A 21,002-nucleotide genomic window follows, 5' to 3' on the forward strand; every position below is an offset into this window, starting at 1 on the left:
TTTTTGCTTCTATAACTGTAAAGCAAAATAAAAATGAAAAGAATATTCTTGATTATTATAAGTCTTTTTGGGTGGATTACCTATGCTCAAACGGGTACCGTAAAAGGAAAAATAATTGACAAACAATCTGAAAAACCACTTATCGGAGTTGCTATAGTATTAATTGGCGACGAGAAGAAAAATGCCATTTCAGATGCTGAGGGTAATTTTAAATTAACCAATATTCCGGTTGGTAGACAGAGTTTGAGTTTTAGTTTTGAGGGTTATGAAAATACTTCTGTTTCTGACCTGGATGTTACTACAGGAAAAGACAATCTTCTTACGGTTTCGATGATGGAGAAGTTTAACACACTGGATGAAATTGTAGTGACTTCGGGTTTAAGTAAAGCCAAACCCATTAATAAAATGGCGTTGGTATCGACTAAACAATTTACGACAGAAGAAGTCAATCGATATGCAGGAGGAAGGAGTGACGTGGCACGTTTGGTTTCTAATTTTGCGGGAGTTTCTACCGGAGATGACAGTCGAAACGATATTGTGGTACGTGGAAATTCACCATCCGGAATGTTGTGGAGAATAGAAGGAATGCCGGTTCCGAGTCCCAATCATTTTTCGACATTGGGAACGACAGGAGGTCCAATTTCGGCTCTGAATCCTAATCTTCTGGCTAATTCTGACTTTTTAACATCTGCTTTTCCGGCGGAATATGGAAATGCAATTGGAGGTGTTTTTGATCTGAGTTTCCGAAAAGGAAATCCCGATGATTATGAGTATATGATTAGTGCCGGAGCTTATCCGGGTGTCGAATTTATGGCCGAAGGCCCGCTTGGTAAAAAAGGAGGTTCCTTTGTAGCATCGGCAAGATATGGCTTTGTCGGGGTTTTAGGCTTGGCGGGTACAGATGCACAGCCTAATTACAGAGATATTAGTTTTAATGTAGATTTAGGAAAAAGTAAAATGGGTAATTTCTCGCTTTTTGGAATCTACGGAACATCGGATATTGATTTTTTAGGAGATAAAATAGATAAGGAAGATCCTTTTGCTGCACAGGATGAAGATGCCTATGTTAAATCAGGGTTTGCCTCTTTTGGATTAAAACACAATTTGGAAATTGGAACAAAATCATATTTGAAAACAATTGTCGGTTTTTCAAATTCGAGCAACTCTTATGAGAATTTCCGCTATTATAATTTCAATACACCCGCAGTAAATCGTTTGCCCTTTACTGATATTAGTAACAATGAAAATAGATTTACTTTCTTGACTTTGTTCAATTCTAAAATCAATAAAAAAGCAACTTTCAGAGCAGGTTTACTTTTTGAGAATTATACGCTCGATGCTAAAATGGCTACCCGCGACAGACAGCAGGACAATAACGGAGATGGTTATCCGGACTTTGTACAGCTCATAAACAATAACGGGAATTACAATATTATTCAGCCCTTTGCTCAGGGACAATTTCGTCTGACCGAAAAACTAACATTTAATGCCGGTATTCACGGACAGTATTTTTCGATCAACAAAGAGTTTGCTTTTGAACCCAGAGCAGCTTTGGCTTATGCAGTAAATCAAAGAAATACCATTAGTTTTGGTTATGGATTGCATCATCAAAGTGTTGCGGCTCCAATATTATTTCTGAATGAGTGGGTAAATGGAAATCAGGTTCAGACTAACAAGAATCTCGATTTAGTTCAAAGCCAGCATTATGTTTTGGGGTATGATGTGCGATTGGCCAGAAAATGGAGAGGAAAAGTAGAAATTTACTATCAGGATATTAGTAAGGCAGGAGTTCAGTCCTTTCCAAGCAGTTATTCTACCTTAACAGAAGGTGCTGATTTTGGTTATTCAATTGATAAAACGTCTTTAATAAGTAAGGGAAGCGGATACAATCAGGGAATTGAATTTACAGTTGATAAATTCTTTAGCGAAGGATATTATGCTTTGTTTACTACTTCGCTTTTTGAAAGTAAGTATAAAGGAAGCGACGGTATAGAACGTAATTCACCTTTTAATAATGGATATGTCATCAATCTGTTAGGAGGGAAAGAATTTAGAATAGGAAAAGCAAAGAAAAATGTCTTTTCTATTGATACTAAATTTACAACTGCAGGAGGGCGTTATTACACGCCGGTTGATTTGGCTGCTTCGAACGATGCGGGTTATGAGATTAGGGATGATGCCAATGCCTTTAGCAAACAGTATGATCCTTATTTAAGGTTGGATGTGAAGTTTGGAATTAAATTTAACAGTAAAACAAAAAAGAGGTTTCATCAGTTTTATATCGATTTCCAAAATGTAACCAACCATACCAATATCTTTACGAAGGAGTATAATCGTTTAACGAATAGTGTAAATCAGAAGGATCAGATTGGATTCTCTCCTGATTTTGGATATAAATTTCAGTTTTAAAATTATTAAGAGTTTAGCTTACAGAACAAATGCAGACAAAAGATCATCTCTTGTCTGCATTTTCGATATTTAAGATTCATTGCGGATTTAAGCGGGGATCTGTATTATAATTTTACAATTTCCACCCTGCGATTTTTTGCTTTATTTTCTTCGCTTGTATTTTCAACAATGGGTTTATCAGAACCCCAGCCTTTTGTTTGTAGTCTTGAGGAGTCTATTCCTTTAGAAGTTAGTGCCGCTTTTACAGCATTTGCTCTCTGTTCTGAAAGTTTTTTATTGTGGGCTGCGTCGCCACTATTGTCTGTATGACCTTCAATAGCGATTTTAAGATTAGGATTGGCCGTTAGCAATTTCTGAATCTCATCAATTATAGGTGCAGATTCTGTTTTTATAGTAGCCTTATCGGTATCGAAATTAATATACAAAGCGATGTGTCCTTTAGTATCAAGTTCTTTTTTTATGGCATCCGCTTTGATAAGAGAGGCGGTCATCTTAAAAGGTTTTGTTTCCAAAACCATCCATCCCGCCGAAACAGCATCATCATAAGGAGTAAGCTGAATCCAGATATTTCTGTCTGCACGTCGAATCAAATAGGTAGTGGTAATGGCATTTGCCATGAAACCGTAACCATTCATATATTTTACACGATTGTTGTCTGGAATTGTATGTGACGAATCTGCAGGAACTTTCATTTCAGAGATTTTTACTCCGTCTACACTTTTAATCAATTCATCTAAATTTCGTGCTACTTCGAGATCGCTATAAGATTTTCCTTCTTTTGCTTTAATTCTGGAATAGAAAATTTTTCCTTCCGGTTTTTCAAAATGATCTTTTACCCAAAAATAAGCAACGTCATAATCAGCAATAGTGTTCTTGGAAGTGTCTTCGTAATTTTCAGGTAGATTAAAATAAGGGAATGTGCCAAGTGTTTTGTCTGAAATTGGTACAGAATTGAGATCAAATTTTTTAGCCGACGATGGTCCGGAAGTGGTTTCGGCAGCAGGGGGTGTTACAAGAGAATCTGTGGTATCCGTCACATCATTCTGCTTTTTATTAGAATTACATGCTGCGATCATGCATGTAATTAGAAGTAATGTTAAAGTTTTGATTTTCATGCGGTTAGTTTTTTAGAGAATCAAAGATAACAAAGCAAAAAGATTTTAACAAAGAAAAAGATTCAATTTGATTGATTTTTTTTGAGTGTAATGTTTTGAAAAAGTGATGGTTATTATTGTTTGGATTCTGTGTTTTGTGACATGTTATTTGCCTTGCATTTTATATGAAAACAATTTGTCTGTCGCTATTTTATTTTTTTTAGAAAAGCTCCAATTGAGTAGGAAGTAGCTTAAAAGACATTCGATGGTATTTTGTTGTGCCATATTTTTTAATGGCTTCGCGGTGTTCCGTTGTTGGATAACCTTTGTTTTTTTTCCAATTATACATTGGGAACTCTTCATGAATTTTATCCATGTATTCATCGCGATAAGTTTTAGCAAGAACCGAAGCAGCTGCAATACTTAAAAATTTAGCATCACCTTTTATGATACTTTGATTAGGGATTGATTTTAGTAATTCGATTTCCGTTGAAGAGAATTGTTTTCCGACGGTATTCTTTAATCCTAGTTTAGCGTTCAGCGATCGGTTCCCGTCAACAATAATAAATTCAGGTAGGGTGTTTAACTTTAATACACATTCCTGCATTCCTTTCATCGAAGCATTCAGGATGTTTATCTCGTCAATTTCATCAGGCAGTAAATGTGTAACCGCAAAACTGATGGCCTGCTCTTCTATAATAGGTCTTAGTAAGAATCGTGCTTTTTCAGATAATTGCTTACTGTCGTTTAAAATTTGGTTTTCAAAATTGGCAGGCAAAATTACGGCTGCTGCAGTTACCGGACCGGCAAGACATCCTCGGCCCGCTTCATCAGTTCCGGTTTCTAAAAGATATCCTGAGAAGTTTTTTTGAAGCATTTTCTGGGTTTTTATATTCAAGGTCACAAATATTGTAATTTTTTTTAAGAGTGCTAAAAAACTTTTTTAATTAATAGCTTGGATTTACGAAAAAGAAAATAAAAGATTCAATTTTTACGAGGTTCATAAAAGGGGGTGTTGTTTTTTAAGATGCTTGCTTTTTCGCGGGCTCAACTGTTAAAACCATGTTAAGTGTTAAATTTACATAAATCTATGTTTTTAGCATAAATTAAGGAATATTGCTACTAAAAAGAATGGAATCCAAATAAATTATGATAGATATTGTTATATGTTTAAGTATTTAGGCTAAAAATAAGTTAAAAAATTTTGGTGTTTTAAGAAATAATTAAGATGTTTGCGACATACTAATTCAAAATAAATTAAAATGAAATTAAAATTTAAATGGATTTTTACGCTGGTTGTGGCGTTATCTATGCAGTTTTCTTTTGCTCAGGAGAGAACTGTAACCGGAAAGGTCTCTGATAAAACAGGGGTAATTCCGGGAGTAAATGTTCTTGTGAAGGGGTCTAAGGCCAGTACTCAAACTGATTTTGACGGAAGTTATTCTGTTAAAGCAAAAACTGGTGATGTGTTAATCTTTTCATATGTTGGTATGAATAATAAACAAGTAACTGTTGGTTCTTCAAACTCATTAAATGTAGTGCTGGAATCAGAAGCACAATTAATGAACGAGGTCGTAGTTGTTGGTTACGGTGTACAAAAGAGAAAGGAAGTAACTGGTTCGATCTCTAAAATACAAGGAGCGGACATCGCTAATTTAGTAACTCCAAGTTTTGAAGGAGTTTTGGCTGGTAGAGCAGCTGGGGTTCAGGTTTTAACGAACACCGGTATTATTGGTGTTGCTCCAAAAATCAGAGTTAGAGGAGTATCTACGATCTCTGGACTTACAGAACCATTGGTTGTGGTTGACGGAATGCCAATTGTAACAGGAGACGTTGGTGGTTTAGCAGCTGCTAATGGTTTAGGAGATATTAATCCTGCTGATATTGAGTCTTTTGAGGTTTTGAAAGATGGTGCGGCAACAGCAATTTATGGATCTCGTGCTGCAAATGGAGTTATTTTGATTACTACAAAAAGTGGTAAAAAAGGAGCTCTAAAGGTTAATTTTAGTACTGTAATGGGTGTTGCTAGTGTTTATAAAAAATATGACGTTTTACAAACACCAGATTTTATAACTATATCTAATGAGAAAAGGGCTAATCTAGTTCCTGCTGTTGGTCCATGGGCTGCAGGTAATCAATATAATACTGACTGGCAAGGTGCTATATTTAGAAATGCACCACAATTAACTACTAATCTTTCGTTCAGTGGAGGTTCTGATAAAACTAAATATTTCTTGTCTCTAGGAGTAACAGATCAGGAAGGTATCAATCTTTCTAATGATATGAAAAGATACTCGATAAGAGCAAATATTGATCAGGATATCAATAAATGGTTAAGTATTGGTACGAATTTAAATGTTGTTAGGACGGAATACAACGGTTTGTCTACTGCTACAAGTGCGCTTTCAGGGAATATTTTTAATGCAATCAGACAGTTGCCTAACACACCAATTTATGATGCAAGTAATCCAACAGGATATAATATGACTGCCGCGACTGTAGGTCAGTGGGATAACTTAGCTCCTGTAGGAGATAATATTACTAATATTGTTTATGTTTTAAAGGAAAATAAATTTACTTCAACAGTAAATAGAGTGTTAGCAAATGTTTTCGCAAACGCAAAAATAACATCTGATTTATCTTATAGATTACAGGTTAGTGCTGATAACACTAATACAGGAGGATTTAGATATCAAAACCCAATCCAGGGAGACGGTCGTAATTCTAATGGAACTTTAGTAAATGATCATACAGAATATTTAAGATGGAACTGGCAAAATATCATTAATTACAAGAAGACATTTGCTGAAAATCATAATATAGGTATAACAGCTGTGGCTGAATATCAAAAACAAAGATACCAGTACTTCTTCGGATCAGGGTCAAATTTACTAAGTGAATTTTATAATAAAAATTTAGTTACAAATTCATATGCGACTAAAGATTCTGGAGGGTCAGTGACTGAAAATGGTATTATTTCTTATTTAGCTCGTGCAAATTATAACTACAAAGAGAAATATTTTATTCAAGGATCTATTAGACGTGATGGTCTTTCTAAATTTGGAAAAGACACAAGATACAATAACTTTCCTGGTGTATCTGCTGGTTGGACAGTTTCTAAAGAAAACTTTATGCAACCAATTAGTAACACTTTATCTGAGTTTAAATTAAGAGCTTCTTACTCAGAGGTTGGAAATACAGATATCTTAGGTGGTTCAAATTATCCAAGTAAAGGGCTTACTATCAGTTCTCCTTATGGGACTTTAAATGGAATAGGATACTCTCAATTTGGTAATGATTTACTTCAATGGGAAACCAGTGCTAAAACTGATTTTGGAATTGACTTAGGTTTCTTTAACAATAGATTAAACTTAACATTTGACTATTACAAGAATGATATTAATGGAATTGTGTTAGCTGCGCCGGTTTCACCTTCTTTAGGTATTCCTTTTAATACAATTAATTCAAATATCGGAAGCATGTTAAGTGATGGATATGAGTTCTCTGCAAATTTTAAAGCAGTTAATAATGCAAATTTCACATGGGATGTGTCTGCTAACTTAACATTGGCTAAAAATAAAGTAACTGGTTTATATGGAGGTCAGGATATTGTAGGGGGTACTTCTTCTGATACTAATATTTCTCCAAACCTTATCTTAAGACAAGGAGAATCTTTGAATTCTTTATATGGTTACCAATATTATGGTGTAAATAAAGCAAATGGAAACCCAGTATATTATAAAGCTGATGGTACAATGGTACAAACGAAATTACCAGGACAAACTTTTGCGGTGTATGACCCAGCTAATCCAGCTGATGTTTCAAAAACAGGAACCCTTACAACTTCTGATAAAGTAATTTTAGGAAATACATTACCTACTTATTATGGATCATTTACTTCTAATATGACTTATAAAAACTTAGATTTCGGATTTATGTTCAGATTTAGTGGAGGTAATAAAATTTTCAACTACACAAGAAGAGAGTTAATGAATCAAAACTTTAACAATAATGGAACAGAGATTTTAGGAAGATGGCAAAGTGTTGATAATCCTGGTGACGGATGGACACCTAGATTATATGCTGGAGCTAATAATGGTGTTAACTTTTCAGGAAATGCAACTTCGCGTTTTGTTGAAAACGGAGATTTTATATCACTTGACAATATTAGTTTAGGGTATTCTTTGTCAAAATCATTATTGGATAAAATTAAGGTAGATAGCTTCAGACTTTTTGTTCAGGCTCAAAATGTTTGGTTAATTAGTGATTACAAAGGAATTAATCCTGAGATGGAAACAAATGGTGTAGATATTAATACGACACCTCGTTCCAAAGTGATATCAATGGGGATTAATGTAAGTTTATAAAAAATATGAAAAATTTAGTAAAAATACTTCTTATTTCTGTCTTAGCATTCGGGATGAATTCATGTACAGAAGAAAAAATATTGGACTTAGAGCCAATAAATAATATTGGTGAAGGTGACGCTTTTTCTACACCATCATTAATTGAAGCTTATATGAACGGTGTATATAATGCTGCTTCTATTGGTACGTATAATAGTGGAACTTCAAATGGAGGTAGAGGTTATATTTGGGGGGCAGCTTTTGTTGAGCAGGGAGATGTTAGAGGAGAGGATTTAGTTAATACGGCTACTTTCTACGAGTTAACATACAAAGCTCAAATTGATGCTGTATCACCAAATGCAGTGTACTATTGGGTTGATGGTTATAGATTAATCAACAGATGTAATTTAATGATAGAAGGTGTTACTGGTGCTGTTGCGAAAGGGATAATCACTAAAGCTGTTGGAGATGATTATATTGGTCAGGCTAAGTTTTTAAGAGCAATTACTCATCTTGAGTTACTGACATTCTTTGCAAAACCTTACAACTTTACGTCGGGAGCTACTCATCCAGGAGTAATTTACAGAGAAGTTGGTGTGAACACTCAATCAGAAATTAGTTCGGAAATAGGTAAGCCTAGAAATTCAGTTGCAGAATGTTATACAAAAATTATAGCAGATTTAAATGATGCTGAAGCTCTAATCACAACTGGTAATGGTACTACACTTGCAGGAAGAAATATTGCGAAAGCATCTAAATGGTCAGCAATTGCTTTTAAAACCAGGCTTTATTTACAAAAAAGAGATTGGGCAAATGTTATCACTGAAGGGACTAAATTAAATGGGGTATTTAGTTTGACTGCAACGCCAAGTGCGCCATTTGCTTCAACGGCCGCTAATTTAAATAACTCAGAGTCTATTCTGTCAATGCAGCATTCACCTACTTCGAACCCTAATACAAATGCAGCTTTAGCTAGTATCTTTAAATCTAGAACTTTGGTGGCAATTAGCCCAATTATTTGGAGAGATCCAAATTGGAAAGTAAATGATAAAAGAAGAGAAGAAGGTGTAATGGTAGTTACTGTTAATGGTAGAAAATATACTAACAAGTATAAAGATATTACAGATTTAACAGATGCAGCTCCTGTAATTAGATATGCTGAAGTTGTACTAAATATGGCTGAAGCTCAAGCTCGTTTGTCTGCAGCAAATTTGCCTGCTGCTATAACATTATTAAATTCTGTGAGAGATAGATCTTTAGCTTCACCGACAACAGAAAGATATACATCTGTAACTCTTCCTACACAAGTAGACGTTGTAAAAGCTATTTTAGCAGAAAGAAGAATTGAATTCTTAGCTGAAGGACGCAGATGGACTGATATTCACAGATTGCAAGGAGATGATTTAGCACCTATTGCTGGTATTCCTGCAAAATATGATAACATTCCTCCAGTTCCTGCTGATTATGCATTAGGGACTCCATACACAGGTTCTCGCCCAATCGAAGCTATACCATATACTGATAGACGATTCTTATGGCCAATACCACAAATTGAAACAAATACCAACCCAGGACTTGAACAAAATACAGGTTGGTAGAATTAAGATAAATATTTTGATTTTTTTTGAAAGCCCCCAATCATTTTTTTGATTGGGGGTTTTTGTTTTAACAATTTGGTTTGAAAAATAATCCGGATAACAATGATTTGTTTTTTTATACGTTTTTATCTTTTACCTTTGTCTGATAAATTTTATCCAAATAATTACCTATAAAACAATCAAATGAGAATATTCATTTTTCTATATCTTTTAGTTGTACCAACTTTAATCTTTTCTCAGGAAAAAACTACTTCTAAAAATAGTTTAGACATGAATACTAAATATTCAAGTATAACGGATACAGTAAAAAAGAAAAAAGCTAAGATCGCCACCATAGATCAATATCAAATTATCACATTGGAACACGATACGACATATGTAGATACTTCGTTAACTTTAAAAAGTGCTTACAGACAAAATCACCTTAGAAAAGACGATTTCGGACTTTTGGCCTTCTCCAATATTGGGCAAACATTTAATACATTACAGTACAGTCTGACCAGTTTTTCTCCTTATCCTGAAATTGGCTTTAGTGGTAAACATTTTAATTATATGCAAGCCGATCAGATTAATTATTATTCGGCAGCCACACCTTTGACAGAATTGTTCTTTAATACTACCATTAATAAAGGACAAAACGTAGACTCCTTTATCACTTTAAACACCTCAAAAAATCTCAATTTTTCGATTGCTTATAAAGGGTTGCGTTCAGAAGGAGATTATATTAATCAGCTGGTAAGTGCCGGAAATTTTAGGTTTACAACGAGTTACGCTACAACGGATAAAAGATATGCTATAAATGCACACTATACGTATCAGGATATTTCTAATGAAGAGAATGGCGGGATTACTACACCTACAGATTTTGAAAGTGATAACAAGGATTATAAAAACCGTCAGCGATTACAAGTGTATCTTACTGATGCAAAATCCTTTTTAAAAGGAAGACGCCTGTTTTTTGATCATGCGTTCAGAGTAAACCCCAAGAATGGGAACAACAATTTATATGTAACACATCAGTTTAACTACGAAAATAAACTTTTTGAATATAATCAGGCAACACTAGGTTCAAACATTGGTAATGGGACGGCGTTTCAACGCTTTGGAGATTCGTATGTTACAAGTGGTATTAACGATAAAACGAAATACGAAAGACTCTATAATAAGGCTGGACTTGCTTACGAAAACTCCCTTTTAGGAAAGTTTAATTTTTTTGTAGACGATTACCGATCCAATTACGAGTACGGGAGAATTATTATTAGGAAAGACAAAACGGTTGTACCGGATAATTTATTTGTACAAATTAATAATTTCGGAGGTCAGTACGAATACCAAAAGAATAAATGGAACGGTCGTTTTTTATATTCAAGATCGATTACAAATCAGTCGCTTTCTAACTTAGATGCGAAACTGAGATACGATCTGAATGATAAAATTCAGTTTGATTTCAGATATCGTAACATCAATAAATTGCCAAACAACAACTTTAATTTATACCAAAGCAGTTACACCGAGTACAACTGGTCGAATAATTTTAAAAATGAAAAAATTAACTCGCTTAGTGCCAATGTTTCTACACCTTGGTTAAATGCAGAAGTTCAGTATACCGTTTTAAATGATCATCTTTATTTTAGAGATAAATCTACTGATGCTCAGGCAGCGGCACATATTCAAATTATTGAACCGGCTCAATACGGGAATGCAATTAATTATCTGGAAATTAAAGCAAGCCGTGAGTTTAAATTTGGTCGATTTGCTTTAGACAACACACTTTTGTATCAAAAGGTAAGTCAGTCAGATTTGATTCTTAATGTACCTGATTTTGTGACCAGAAACACCTTCTATTATTCCGGTTACTTTTTTAAGAAAGCATTGTACATGCAATCTGGAGTTGTATTCAATTATTTTACAAAGTATTACGGAAATGACTATAATCCGGTTGTAGGAGAGTTTTTTGTTCAGAATAATAAAAAGATTGGCGGTTATCCGTTATTCGATCTTTTTCTGAACGCCAGAATTCGTCAGACCCGCTTTTATTTTAAAGCAGAACACATAAACGCTTTATTCTCAAAAAGCGATTATTATTCAGCACCTAATAATCCCTATCGTGATTTTGTAATCCGATTTGGTTTGGTTTGGAATTTCTTCCAATAAGATTAGGCGCTTCATAGATTAAAAACCAAATATTAAAATTCAAATAGAAATGGACTTTTCAAAAAACATTTTAGAAACAATAGGTAATACACCATTGGTAAAACTCAACAAAATTGTTGCTGAAATAGATGCACTGGTATTGGCAAAAGTCGAAACATTTAATCCCGGAAATTCTGTTAAAGACAGAATGGCTGTGAAAATGATTGAAGATGCAGAGGCAGATGGCCGATTAAAACCGGGAGGAACTATTATTGAAGGGACTTCAGGAAATACGGGAATGGGATTAGCACTTGTAGCGATTATTAAAGGTTACAAATTGATCTGTGTAATGTCTGACAAACAGTCGAAAGAAAAAATGGATATCTTACGTGCAGTAGGAGCTAAGGTGGTAGTTTGTCCTACCGATGTTGAGCCTACCGATCCACGTTCTTACTACTCGGTTTCAAAACGTCTGGCTAGTGAAACGCCAAATTCATGGTATGTAAATCAATACGATAACATGTCTAATGCATTGGCACATTATGAGCAAACCGGACCGGAAATCTGGAAACAGACAGAGGGAAAGATTACTCATTTTGTAGTGGGAGTAGGAACAGGGGGAACTATTTCGGGAGTTGGAAAATATTTAAAAGAACAAAATCCAAATATTAAGATCTGGGGAATTGATACCTATGGTTCTGTTTTTAAAAAATACCATGAAACCGGAATTTTCGACGAAAATGAAATCTATTCTTATATCACAGAAGGAATTGGGGAAGATATTTTACCTAAAAATGTCGACTTCTCTTTAATTGACGGATTCACCAAAGTAACAGACAAAGATGCGGCAGTTTACACCAGAAAAATTGCTTTAGAAGAAGCTATTTTTGTTGGGAATTCGGCAGGAGCTTGTATAAAAGGGTTGTTACAGTTAAAAGAGCATTTCAAACCGGATGACGTTGTAGTAGTGCTATTTCATGACTCAGGAAGCCGTTATGTAGGTAAAATGTTTAATGACGACTGGATGCGCGAACGTGGTTTTCTGGAAGAAAATGTAACAAAAGCAGAAGACGTTATTAAAGATCATATCGATAAACAATTAATTGTCGTTCGTACCGAAGAATTAGTTTCTCATGCAATCGAACGTATGCGTAAGTATAAAATTTCGCAAATTCCGGTTGTAGATATCAATGGATTTGTTGGTTCTGTTGACGAAACGGATTTATTCAGAAGTTACGTTGCTGATAAAAACGTTGCCGAAAAACCGATTAAAGAAGTAATGGGTAAACCATTTCCAATCGTAAAATTAGGAACTCCAATTGAAGAAGTTTCTAAGCTGTTTACAAAAGAAAATGATGCCGTTTTAGTAGATCTTGGAAACGGAAGTCATCATATTATTACAAAATATGATATCATCGGGTCAATAAAATAAGATCCTTTTTATACACTTTTAAATCCATAAATCTAGTTTTAAGCGACTAGATTTATGGATTTTTTGTATAAATATAAATCAGGTTAATTTTTGTAGTATAGATTTTAAGCAGATGAAAAATAAATTTTGTAAGAATATTAGTAAAATTTATTAATTTAGGACTGTCTAATCATTGTATAAGCCTGAATTATGAAAGAAGATTTTCTTCATTATCTGTGGAGATTCAAAAAGTTTGAAACTCTGGATCTTAGAACTACTCAAAATGAACCGCTCATCATTATTAAAACGGGTGATTATCTGGAACTTTCCGGGCCGGATTTCTTTAATGCTCAAATTAAAATAGGAAATCAAAAATGGGCAGGTAATATCGAAATACATCTCAAGTCGTCAGATTGGTATGTACACGGTCACGAAAAGGATACCGCCTATGACAATGTAATTCTACACGTGGTCTGGGAACATGATACAGCAATTTTTAGAAAGAATAATACCGAGATCCCGGTTTTGGTTTTAAAAGAGTATACTTCTAAAGAAATACTCACTAATTATAATGCCCTTATAACACCAAAATCATGGATATTCTGCGAAAAAAGCATCACTGAAATTGAGGAGTTTGTTTTTAAAAACTGGCAGGAAAGATTATTCTTTGAGCGTTTAGAACGTAAAGCAACATTCATTTACGATTTGTTAGAGGAATATCAACAGGACTGGGAAGCGGTTTTATTTTCATTGTTTGCAAGGAATTTTGGATTGAATACCAATGGAAATTCTTTTCTGCAAATGGCAAAATCCCTTCCGTTTTCAATGGTTAGAAAGGAAAGCTTTGAAGTTGAAAATCTCGAAGCGTTGTTTTTTGGCACCATTGGGTTGTTAGACGCTGATAAAGAAGATGTGTATTTTGCCGACTTAAAAATTAGGTATTATTATCTGTTGAACAAATACCAGCTAAAAAAGCGCCATATAGATCCGATCCAGTTTTATAAGCATCGTCCGGATAATTTCCCCACCATTCGACTCTCGCAACTTGCTAATTTATATCAAAAACAAAACCTGTTTTCAAAAATAGTTGCTGTAAAATCAGTTGAAGAAGTGCGCCAACTGTTGATCGTGTCGGCAAATCCATATTGGCAGAACCATTATCAGTTTGATAAAGAAAGTTCCAGGAAACCAAAGGCTTTATCTGTCGCATTTATAGATTTACTCATTATAAATACGATCATCCCGATTCAGTTCGCCTATGCGGCTGCAAGAGATGAATCAATTTCTGAGAAGTTAATTTCTTTTATGAATCAGGTAGTACCAGAAAGCAATGCGATTATTAGTAAATTTGAGTTCTTTGGAATAAAAGCTAAAAATGCTTTTGAAACTCAAGCGCTTTTAGAACTTAAAAAAGAATATTGCAATCAGAAAGCCTGTTTAAGATGTGCATTGGGAGTTGAGCTGCTTAAGAATAATTAGAAAATTAGATAATGAGGTAATGTGATAATTTTTTATTTTAGGGAAATGCTCACTTCAAAAATCTACAATGTGTAATTAGAAAACGAGACAATGTGATAATTTTGTACTTTTGTAGAAATAGACAAATCAAAAATCTACAATCAAAAATCAATAAAATGTCGGCTATTTTAAAACTTAAATTCTTTTTTGAAAAATATGGTTTTCACGTATCTTCAAGATTAGCTGATAAACTTGGAATGCGCGTGACAAGTGTGAGGTTGTTTTTTATTTACATTTCATTTGTTACCGCCGGGCTTGGATTCGGAATTTACCTTACTCTGGCTTTTTGGATTCGTTTAAAAGATCTGATTCGCGCCAAACGAACTTCAGTATTTGATTTATAAAAAAAGCTCCAAATTTTATTTGGAGCTTTTTTAGTTTTTTATTCTTCGATTTCGTTATTGTTAAGTCTTGATCTCTTCTTACTGTATCCAAAATAAACCAGAATACCAACTGCCAGCCAACCAAGCGAAAGTAGTTGAGCATCATGGCTTAAATTGATCATTAAGTAAGTATTGATAGCGATACCTAAAACAGCAATGATTGGTAAAGCAGGAACCTTGAAAGTTCTCGTTAATCCAGGTTGTTTTACCCTTAAAATCCAAACGGCGATACAAACCATTGTAAAGGCAAACAAAGTTCCAAAACTCGTCATATCGGCTAGTTTATTAATAGGTGTAAAAGCAGCAACTGTAGCAATGATACCACCTAAGATGATTAGATTCGTTTTTGGAGTTCCTGAAAGCGGGTTTACTTTAGAAAACACAGCAGGAATTAATCCATCTTTCGACATACCAAGGAAAATTCTGGATTGCCCCATGATCATTACCATTAATACAGAAACAAGACCTATTGTTGCAGCAATTGTAATAATAAAACCAGCCCATCCTTGTCCGGCAATATCAAATGCATACGCAACAGGAGCTTTAATAGCATCAGGATATTTTCCTAGTGGATTAAAATCTTTATAGTTCATCATTCCTGTTAGTACTAAAGAAACAAGAATATATAAGGTAGTACAAATTAATAAGGAAGCAATGATCGCAAACGGAACATCTTTTTTAGGGTTTACTGCTTCTCCGGCCTGAGTCGAAACAGCATCGAAACCTACATAAGCAAAGAAAATTGCAGCAGCACCGGAAACAATTCCTCCAATACCGTAAGCATTGTGAGTAGTTTCTTTTTCAATAATTTGAGTAGCTGCCGGAATAAACGGACTCCAGTTTGCAGTATTGATAAAGAAAAGACCAGCGATAATTACAAATATTACAGCTGAAACTTTAAGAATAACAATGAAATTGTTTGCTTTTGCAGCACTTTTAGTTCCTTTAATAAGTAAAGAAATCACCAAAACAACAATTAAAAAAGCCGGAAGATTCATAGAAAAACCCTCTCCAGAGTAACTGGCAGGGTCTGTTGTGAGCCATTCGGGCAAATGGATGTGAAACATTTTAAGCAATTTGTTAAAATATCCGGACCAGGAAACGGCGACGGTCATCGATCCCATTGCATATTCGAGGATAAGTCCCCAACCGATAATCCAGGCGAAAATTTCTCCAATTGTTCCATATGCGTAAGCATAAGCAGAACCTTCAACAGGCAAAATAGAGGCAAACTCAGAATAACAAAGAGCTGCGAAAACACAGGCAATCCCTGCAATGATGAAGGAAACAGCTAAGGCCGGACCAGCGTGGTAATAGGCTCCGGTACCTGTAAGTACAAAAATTCCTCCTCCAATAATGGCACCAACACCAATGGCTGTAAGGCTCCATTTTCCTAAAACTCTTTTTAAATCACTTTTTTTCATATCGGCCTCAAAGGCTGATATAGGTTTAACTCTCCAAATTGACATATATTATATTGGTTTATTTGTTACTAAGCTCCAAATGTATCGTTTTTTGTAAAAAATAAAAACAATTATCTCATTTTTAGTTGTAAAATATTAAATATTTTGACAAAACCTCCGTTTATCAATCTTTCCGGGCTGAGATTCATTAAATTAATTAGTCATAAATAATGAAAAATGTAATTTTTTAAAACGCAACATTTTTGCTAATTTTCTTAATAAAGCTTTAAGTTTTTCTTATTTTAGCAATTTACAAAATGAAGGAAAATTTTTATTAAAAATGAATTTAAGGCGTTTTGATGTTCTTTTGAAGTTTACTCGAGAACAGCGTAAAGGAGTTTTTTTGCTTTTTATTATTATAGCTGTATTGCAGGCAGTTTACTTTCTCGTTGATTTTGATATTTCGGAGAAGATTGATCCTGAAGAAAAGCAGTGGATGGCTTTGCAATCCGAAATAGATTCTTTAAAGCTTTTAAAGTCTGGAGAGAAAAGAAAGGTCTATACTTTTAATCCAAATTTCATTACCGATTACAAAGCGTATAAATTAGGAATGTCTGTTCAGGAGATCGATCGTTTGTTGGCGTTTCGAAAAGAGAACAAATATGTAAATTCAGCAAAAGAATTTCAGGAAGTCACAAAAATCTCAGATTCTTTACTGAGAGTGATTTCTCCACTCTTTAAATTTCCGGACTGGGTTAAGAATAAATCAAGTCATAAGATGAAAAGAATCGAGTTTGTAAAAGAACCTGTTTGTAAAAAAGAGAAAATTATAGTGCTGGATATTAACAGTGCTGGTCAGGAAGATTTAGTCAAGATATATGGTATAGGGGAAGCTTTATCATTAAGGATACTTAAGCAAAGAGAAGTTTTGGGAGGTTTTGTTTCAATGGAACAAATGAATGAGGTTTGGGGGCTTTCATCAGAGGTCGTAAAAGAATTGACAGCGCATTTTAAAGTGGTAATTCCTTCCTCTTTAAAAAAAATCTCCATAAACGAAGCTTCTTTAAAAGAGTTGGCAAAGTTTCCTTACTTCCGTTATGCATTGGCTAAAGAAATTGTAACGTATCGAAGTATGAATGGAAATATTAATAATATTGAGGATTTGTCAAAAATTAAAGGTTTTCCTATTGAAAAAGCAAAAATAATTAGTTTATATTTGGAGTTCTAAAAAAAAACAGAATTACAATGGATTTTCAATATAATGAAACGCAATTGATGATTGCGCAATCAATAAAAGATTTTGCTGAGAAAAATATCCGACCAAATATCATGGAATGGGATGAATCTCAAATTTTTCCGGTTTCCCTGTTCAAGCAATTGGGAGAAATGGGGTTTATGGGAGTTTTGGTTCCTGAAGAGTATGGAGGTTCCGGTTTAGGGTACCACGAATATATCACCGTTGTAGAAGAGATTGCAAAAGTCGATCCTTCAATTGGTTTATCTGTTGCAGCTCATAATTCATTATGCACGAATCATATTTTGACTTTCGGTAACGAAGAACAAAAGAAAAAATGGCTGCCAAAACTGGCAACAGCGGAACATATTGGAGCTTGGGGACTAACCGAGCACAATACCGGTTCAGATGCGGGTGGAATGAATACGACCGCAGTTAAAGAGGGAGATGAATGGATTATAAACGGCGCGAAAAATTTCATTACACATGCTATCTCCGGAGATATTGCAGTAGTAATTGTTCGTACCGGTGAAAAAGGAGACTCAAAAGGAATGACGGCTTTTGTTTTGGAGAAAGGAATGAAAGGATTTAGCTCAGGAAAGAAAGAAAATAAATTAGGAATGCGTGCCAGTGAAACTGCCGAGTTGGTTTTTGACGGCTGTCGTGTTCCGGATGCAAACAGATTGGGAGAAGTAGGACAAGGATTTGTTCAGGCGATGAAAATATTAGACGGTGGGCGAATTTCAATCGGAGCTTTATCTTTGGGAATTTCAAAAGGAGCTTATGAAGCAGCTTTGAAATATTCAAAAGAGAGATACCAATTTGGTCAGCCAATCAGCAATTTTCAAGGCATATCTTTCAAATTAGCAGATATGGCTACCGAAATAGAAGCCTCGGAGTTGTTATTGCATAAAGCAGCTTATTTAAAACAACAGCATAAGCCGGTTACAACATTAGGAGCTATGGCGAAGATGTATGCTTCCGAAGCTTGTGTGAAAATTGCCAACGAGGCGGTTCAGATTCATGGAGGCTACGGTTATACAAAAGATTTTCCGGTAGAGAAATTTTACAGAGATTCTAAATTGTGTACGATTGGAGAAGGAACAACTGAAATTCAAAAAGTAGTTATTTCCAGAAATTTGTTGAAAGAGTAAGGAATATAGAGTAAAGAGAACAGAACAAAGAGTATAGAGTAAAGAATGCAGGGTACATAGTACTGAAGTCTTTATTCTTTACTCTATATTCTATTTTCTAAAAAAAAATCACAATTTATAACTCATAATTCATAATTAATATATACTTTTGCAGCCTTAACGAGAGGAGGTGTCAATATTATGTTAATTATACCAATTAAAGACGGAGAAAATATCGATAGAGCATTAAAGCGCTATAAAAGAAAATTTGATAAAACAGGAACTGTTCGTCAATTAAGAGCACGTACTGCTTTTATTAAGCCTTCTGTTATCAAAAGAGCTCAAATTCAAAAAGCGGCTTACATCCAAACATTGAAAGATAGTTTAGAGAGTTAGTAGTAGCTTTTTTAGAAAATAATTACCGTTAGTTATCAAAAAGAATTAATTTTGATACTAACGGTTTTTTTGTGTTTAATTTTAAGCAGGGTTGTTTTTCTTTTTATTGGGCTAATAGGTGTTGTAAGAATTGTGTTTTTATGAAATCAAATATAGAGGCGTTTCGTGATTATCTGGAGTTGGAGAAGAAGTATTCGGTTCATACGGTTACGGCTTATTTGAATGATGTTTTTTCTTTTAAGGAATTTAATAGAGTTAATTTTGAGCAAGAGGGAATTGAGGGGGTGAATTATGGTCAAATTAGAAGTTGGATTGTTTTTTTAGTGGATGAAGGAGTTTCGAATGTTTCTGTTAATCGAAAAATGTCGTCTTTGAAAGCGTTTTATCGGTTTCTTTTGAAAACAAAACAAATTGAGGTGAATCCGATGTTGAAACATAAAGCATTGAAAACGCCTAAGATTGTTCAGATTCCTTTTTCTGAAAAAGAGCTGACTGATTTGTTGTTGGAAGTTGGTGATCCTTGTGGGTTCGAGGAGGTTCGTGACAGGCTTATTGTGGATTTGTTTTATGCTACCGGGATAAGGAGGGCTGAGTTGATTCATTTAATGAAGCGTGATGTTGATTTGTCTTCTGGTTTGTTGAAGGTTTTGGGAAAGAGAAATAAAGAGCGTATTGTTCCGATATTGCCAATAATTGCGGGGCAGATGAAATTGTATTTGCAGGAAAGGGCTTTGATTGAAAAGGTAGTAGATGAAGATTATTTTTTTATTTCAGGCAAAGGGTTAAAATTGAGTGAATCTTTTGTGTATCGATTAATAAATTCTTACTTTAGTAAAGTCTCTGAAAAGGTAAAAAAGAGTCCGCATGTGCTTCGGCATACTTTTGCGACTCATTTATTAAATAACGGGGCAGATTTAAATTCAGTTAAGGAATTATTGGGGCATTCGAGTTTAGCGTCTACACAGGTTTATACTCACAATAGTTTAGCGGAGCTTAAAAAAGTGTATGCAAATGCGCATCCTAGGAATAAACAATAGTTCTGAAATGTTTAACCCTAAAATTTGTATTATGAAGGTAGATGTTCATGCAGTTAACTTTACTGTTGACAGAAAATTGGTAGATTTTATTCAGGAAAGAATGGATAAATTGGAGAAATATTATGATCGTGTTGTTTCGGCGGATGTTTTTTTAAAAGTTGAAAGAACAAGTGATAAGGAGAATAAAGCAGTAGAGATTAAGATTAATGTACCGGGGGATGATTTTTTGGTTAAAAAGCAGTGTAAGACATTTGAAGAGGCGGTTGAGCTTTCGGCAGAATCTTTAGAAAGATTACTTGTTAAAAGGAAAGAAAAAATAAGAGCACATATATAATTGAAATTTTTTTTCAAAAAATGTTTTGATTCAAAGATAAAATAGCTACATTTGCAGTCCGTTAGAAATAGCGGACTTTTTTAATGTAATTGCCGATGTAGCTCAGCTGGCTAGAGCAGCTGATTTGTAATCAGCAGGTCGTGGGTTCGAGTCCCTCTATCGGCTCAAAAATGTTTCAAATGCGATTTGAAATTGGTTCTTAAAAATTATTGAAAAAGGTTTGTGGTTAGGAGGGTGAAGTTTTGGATTAGATCTAAAATCAGGATTCTGAAATCATAAATTATTAAGGGGAGATACTCAAGCGGCCAACGAGGGCAGACTGTAAATCTGCTGTGTGAACTTCGCAGGTTCGAATCCTGCTCTCCCCACAAATAAAGAAGAAGTTAAGGTTTTGGGCTATCGGTTTCGGATTTTTAAAATCGGAGATCTAAATCTAAAAGTCAGAACTCTCTGCCGACTTAGCTCAGGGGTAGAGTGCTTCCTTGGTAAGGAAGAGGTCACGGGTTCAATTCCCGTAGTTGGCTCAAGTAAGTAGGAAATTGAAAATTAATATATAACTAAGATTAAAAATTA

At 34.5% G+C, this 21,002-nt stretch carries 15 protein-coding genes and 3 tRNA genes; 15 read left to right on the forward strand and 3 right to left on the reverse strand.

Annotated features, from left to right (window positions below; all coding sequences use genetic code 11):
- Positions 1-33: 33 nt before the first annotated feature.
- Positions 34-2,409 carry a TonB-dependent receptor gene (locus tag OLM58_RS12390; RefSeq protein ID WP_264529152.1) on the forward strand — a complete coding sequence of 792 codons (2,376 nt, stop codon included), beginning with the start codon at positions 34-36 and terminating at the stop codon, positions 2,407-2,409.
- 104 nt (positions 2,410-2,513) lie between these two features.
- On the opposite strand, the gene OLM58_RS12395 is transcribed toward OLM58_RS12390, so the two are convergent.
- Both OLM58_RS12395 and OLM58_RS12400 read right to left on the reverse strand, forming a co-directional pair.
- A complete protein-coding gene (locus OLM58_RS12395) occupies positions 2,514-3,524 on the reverse strand; it encodes an OmpA family protein (RefSeq protein WP_264529153.1) in 1,011 nt (336 codons plus the stop codon).
- Between the two features lie 199 nt (positions 3,525-3,723).
- Positions 3,724-4,380, reverse strand: coding sequence for a ribonuclease HII (locus tag OLM58_RS12400; RefSeq protein WP_264529154.1), 657 nt, complete (start codon positions 4,378-4,380; stop codon positions 3,724-3,726).
- Between the two features lie 385 nt (positions 4,381-4,765).
- On the opposite strand from OLM58_RS12400, the gene OLM58_RS12405 reads away from it, so the two are divergent.
- The 6 genes from OLM58_RS12405 to OLM58_RS12430 all read left to right on the forward strand — a co-directional run bounded on the left by OLM58_RS12405 (position 4,766) and on the right by OLM58_RS12430 (position 14,853).
- The gene (locus tag OLM58_RS12405) at positions 4,766-7,870 is read left to right on the forward strand and encodes a SusC/RagA family TonB-linked outer membrane protein (protein ID WP_264529155.1); all 3,105 of its coding nucleotides are present in this window, start codon (positions 4,766-4,768) and stop codon (positions 7,868-7,870) included.
- 5 nt (positions 7,871-7,875) lie between these two features.
- The gene (locus OLM58_RS12410) at positions 7,876-9,447 is read left to right on the forward strand and encodes a RagB/SusD family nutrient uptake outer membrane protein (RefSeq protein ID WP_264529156.1); all 1,572 of its coding nucleotides are present in this window, start codon (positions 7,876-7,878) and stop codon (positions 9,445-9,447) included.
- Positions 9,448-9,630: 183 nt separating this feature from the next.
- Positions 9,631-11,601 (forward strand): putative porin, encoded by a 1,971-nt coding sequence (locus tag OLM58_RS12415; RefSeq protein ID WP_264529157.1) that lies wholly within the window; start codon positions 9,631-9,633, stop codon positions 11,599-11,601.
- Between the two features lie 49 nt (positions 11,602-11,650).
- Positions 11,651-13,012: a pyridoxal-phosphate dependent enzyme gene (locus OLM58_RS12420; protein WP_070905500.1), complete on the forward strand. Its 1,362-nt coding sequence runs from the start codon at positions 11,651-11,653 to the stop codon at positions 13,010-13,012.
- A 189-nt stretch (positions 13,013-13,201) separates the two neighbouring features.
- Positions 13,202-14,470, forward strand: coding sequence for a DUF2851 family protein (locus OLM58_RS12425; protein WP_264529158.1), 1,269 nt, complete (start codon positions 13,202-13,204; stop codon positions 14,468-14,470).
- Positions 14,471-14,625: 155 nt separating this feature from the next.
- Entirely contained in the window at positions 14,626-14,853 is a 228-nt protein-coding gene (locus tag OLM58_RS12430) for a PspC family transcriptional regulator (RefSeq protein ID WP_026985787.1), read from the forward strand.
- A gap of 38 nt (positions 14,854-14,891) precedes the next feature.
- On the opposite strand, the gene OLM58_RS12435 is transcribed toward OLM58_RS12430, so the two are convergent.
- A complete protein-coding gene (locus tag OLM58_RS12435) occupies positions 14,892-16,361 on the reverse strand; it encodes an APC family permease (RefSeq protein ID WP_264529159.1) in 1,470 nt (489 codons plus the stop codon).
- A gap of 274 nt (positions 16,362-16,635) precedes the next feature.
- Between OLM58_RS12435 and OLM58_RS12440 the strand changes: the two genes are divergently transcribed.
- The 8 genes from OLM58_RS12440 (at position 16,636) to OLM58_RS12475 (ending at position 20,953) form a co-directional block, all read left to right on the forward strand.
- A complete protein-coding gene (locus tag OLM58_RS12440) occupies positions 16,636-17,523 on the forward strand; it encodes a ComEA family DNA-binding protein (protein ID WP_264529160.1) in 888 nt (295 codons plus the stop codon).
- A 17-nt stretch (positions 17,524-17,540) separates the two neighbouring features.
- Positions 17,541-18,683 carry an acyl-CoA dehydrogenase family protein gene (locus tag OLM58_RS12445; RefSeq protein WP_017496719.1) on the forward strand — a complete coding sequence of 381 codons (1,143 nt, stop codon included), beginning with the start codon at positions 17,541-17,543 and terminating at the stop codon, positions 18,681-18,683.
- A gap of 180 nt (positions 18,684-18,863) precedes the next feature.
- Entirely contained in the window at positions 18,864-19,058 is a 195-nt protein-coding gene (gene rpsU / locus OLM58_RS12450; protein WP_070905495.1) for a 30S ribosomal protein S21, read from the forward strand.
- Between the two features lie 140 nt (positions 19,059-19,198).
- Complete coding sequence (locus OLM58_RS12455; protein WP_264529161.1) at positions 19,199-20,095, forward strand: tyrosine-type recombinase/integrase; 897 nt, start codon at positions 19,199-19,201, stop codon at positions 20,093-20,095.
- 31 nt (positions 20,096-20,126) lie between these two features.
- Entirely contained in the window at positions 20,127-20,429 is a 303-nt protein-coding gene (gene hpf, locus OLM58_RS12460) for a ribosome hibernation-promoting factor, HPF/YfiA family (protein ID WP_017496722.1), read from the forward strand.
- A gap of 91 nt (positions 20,430-20,520) precedes the next feature.
- Positions 20,521-20,594: transfer RNA gene (locus tag OLM58_RS12465), tRNA-Thr, on the forward strand.
- Positions 20,595-20,716: 122 nt separating this feature from the next.
- Positions 20,717-20,797 (forward strand) — tRNA-Tyr (locus tag OLM58_RS12470).
- A gap of 84 nt (positions 20,798-20,881) precedes the next feature.
- Positions 20,882-20,953, forward strand: a tRNA-Thr gene (locus OLM58_RS12475).
- Positions 20,954-21,002 lie beyond the last annotated feature (49 nt).

Source organism: Flavobacterium sp. N502540, assembly GCF_025947365.1.
In the GTDB taxonomy this organism is placed as follows: Bacteria; Bacteroidota; Bacteroidia; order Flavobacteriales; family Flavobacteriaceae; genus Flavobacterium.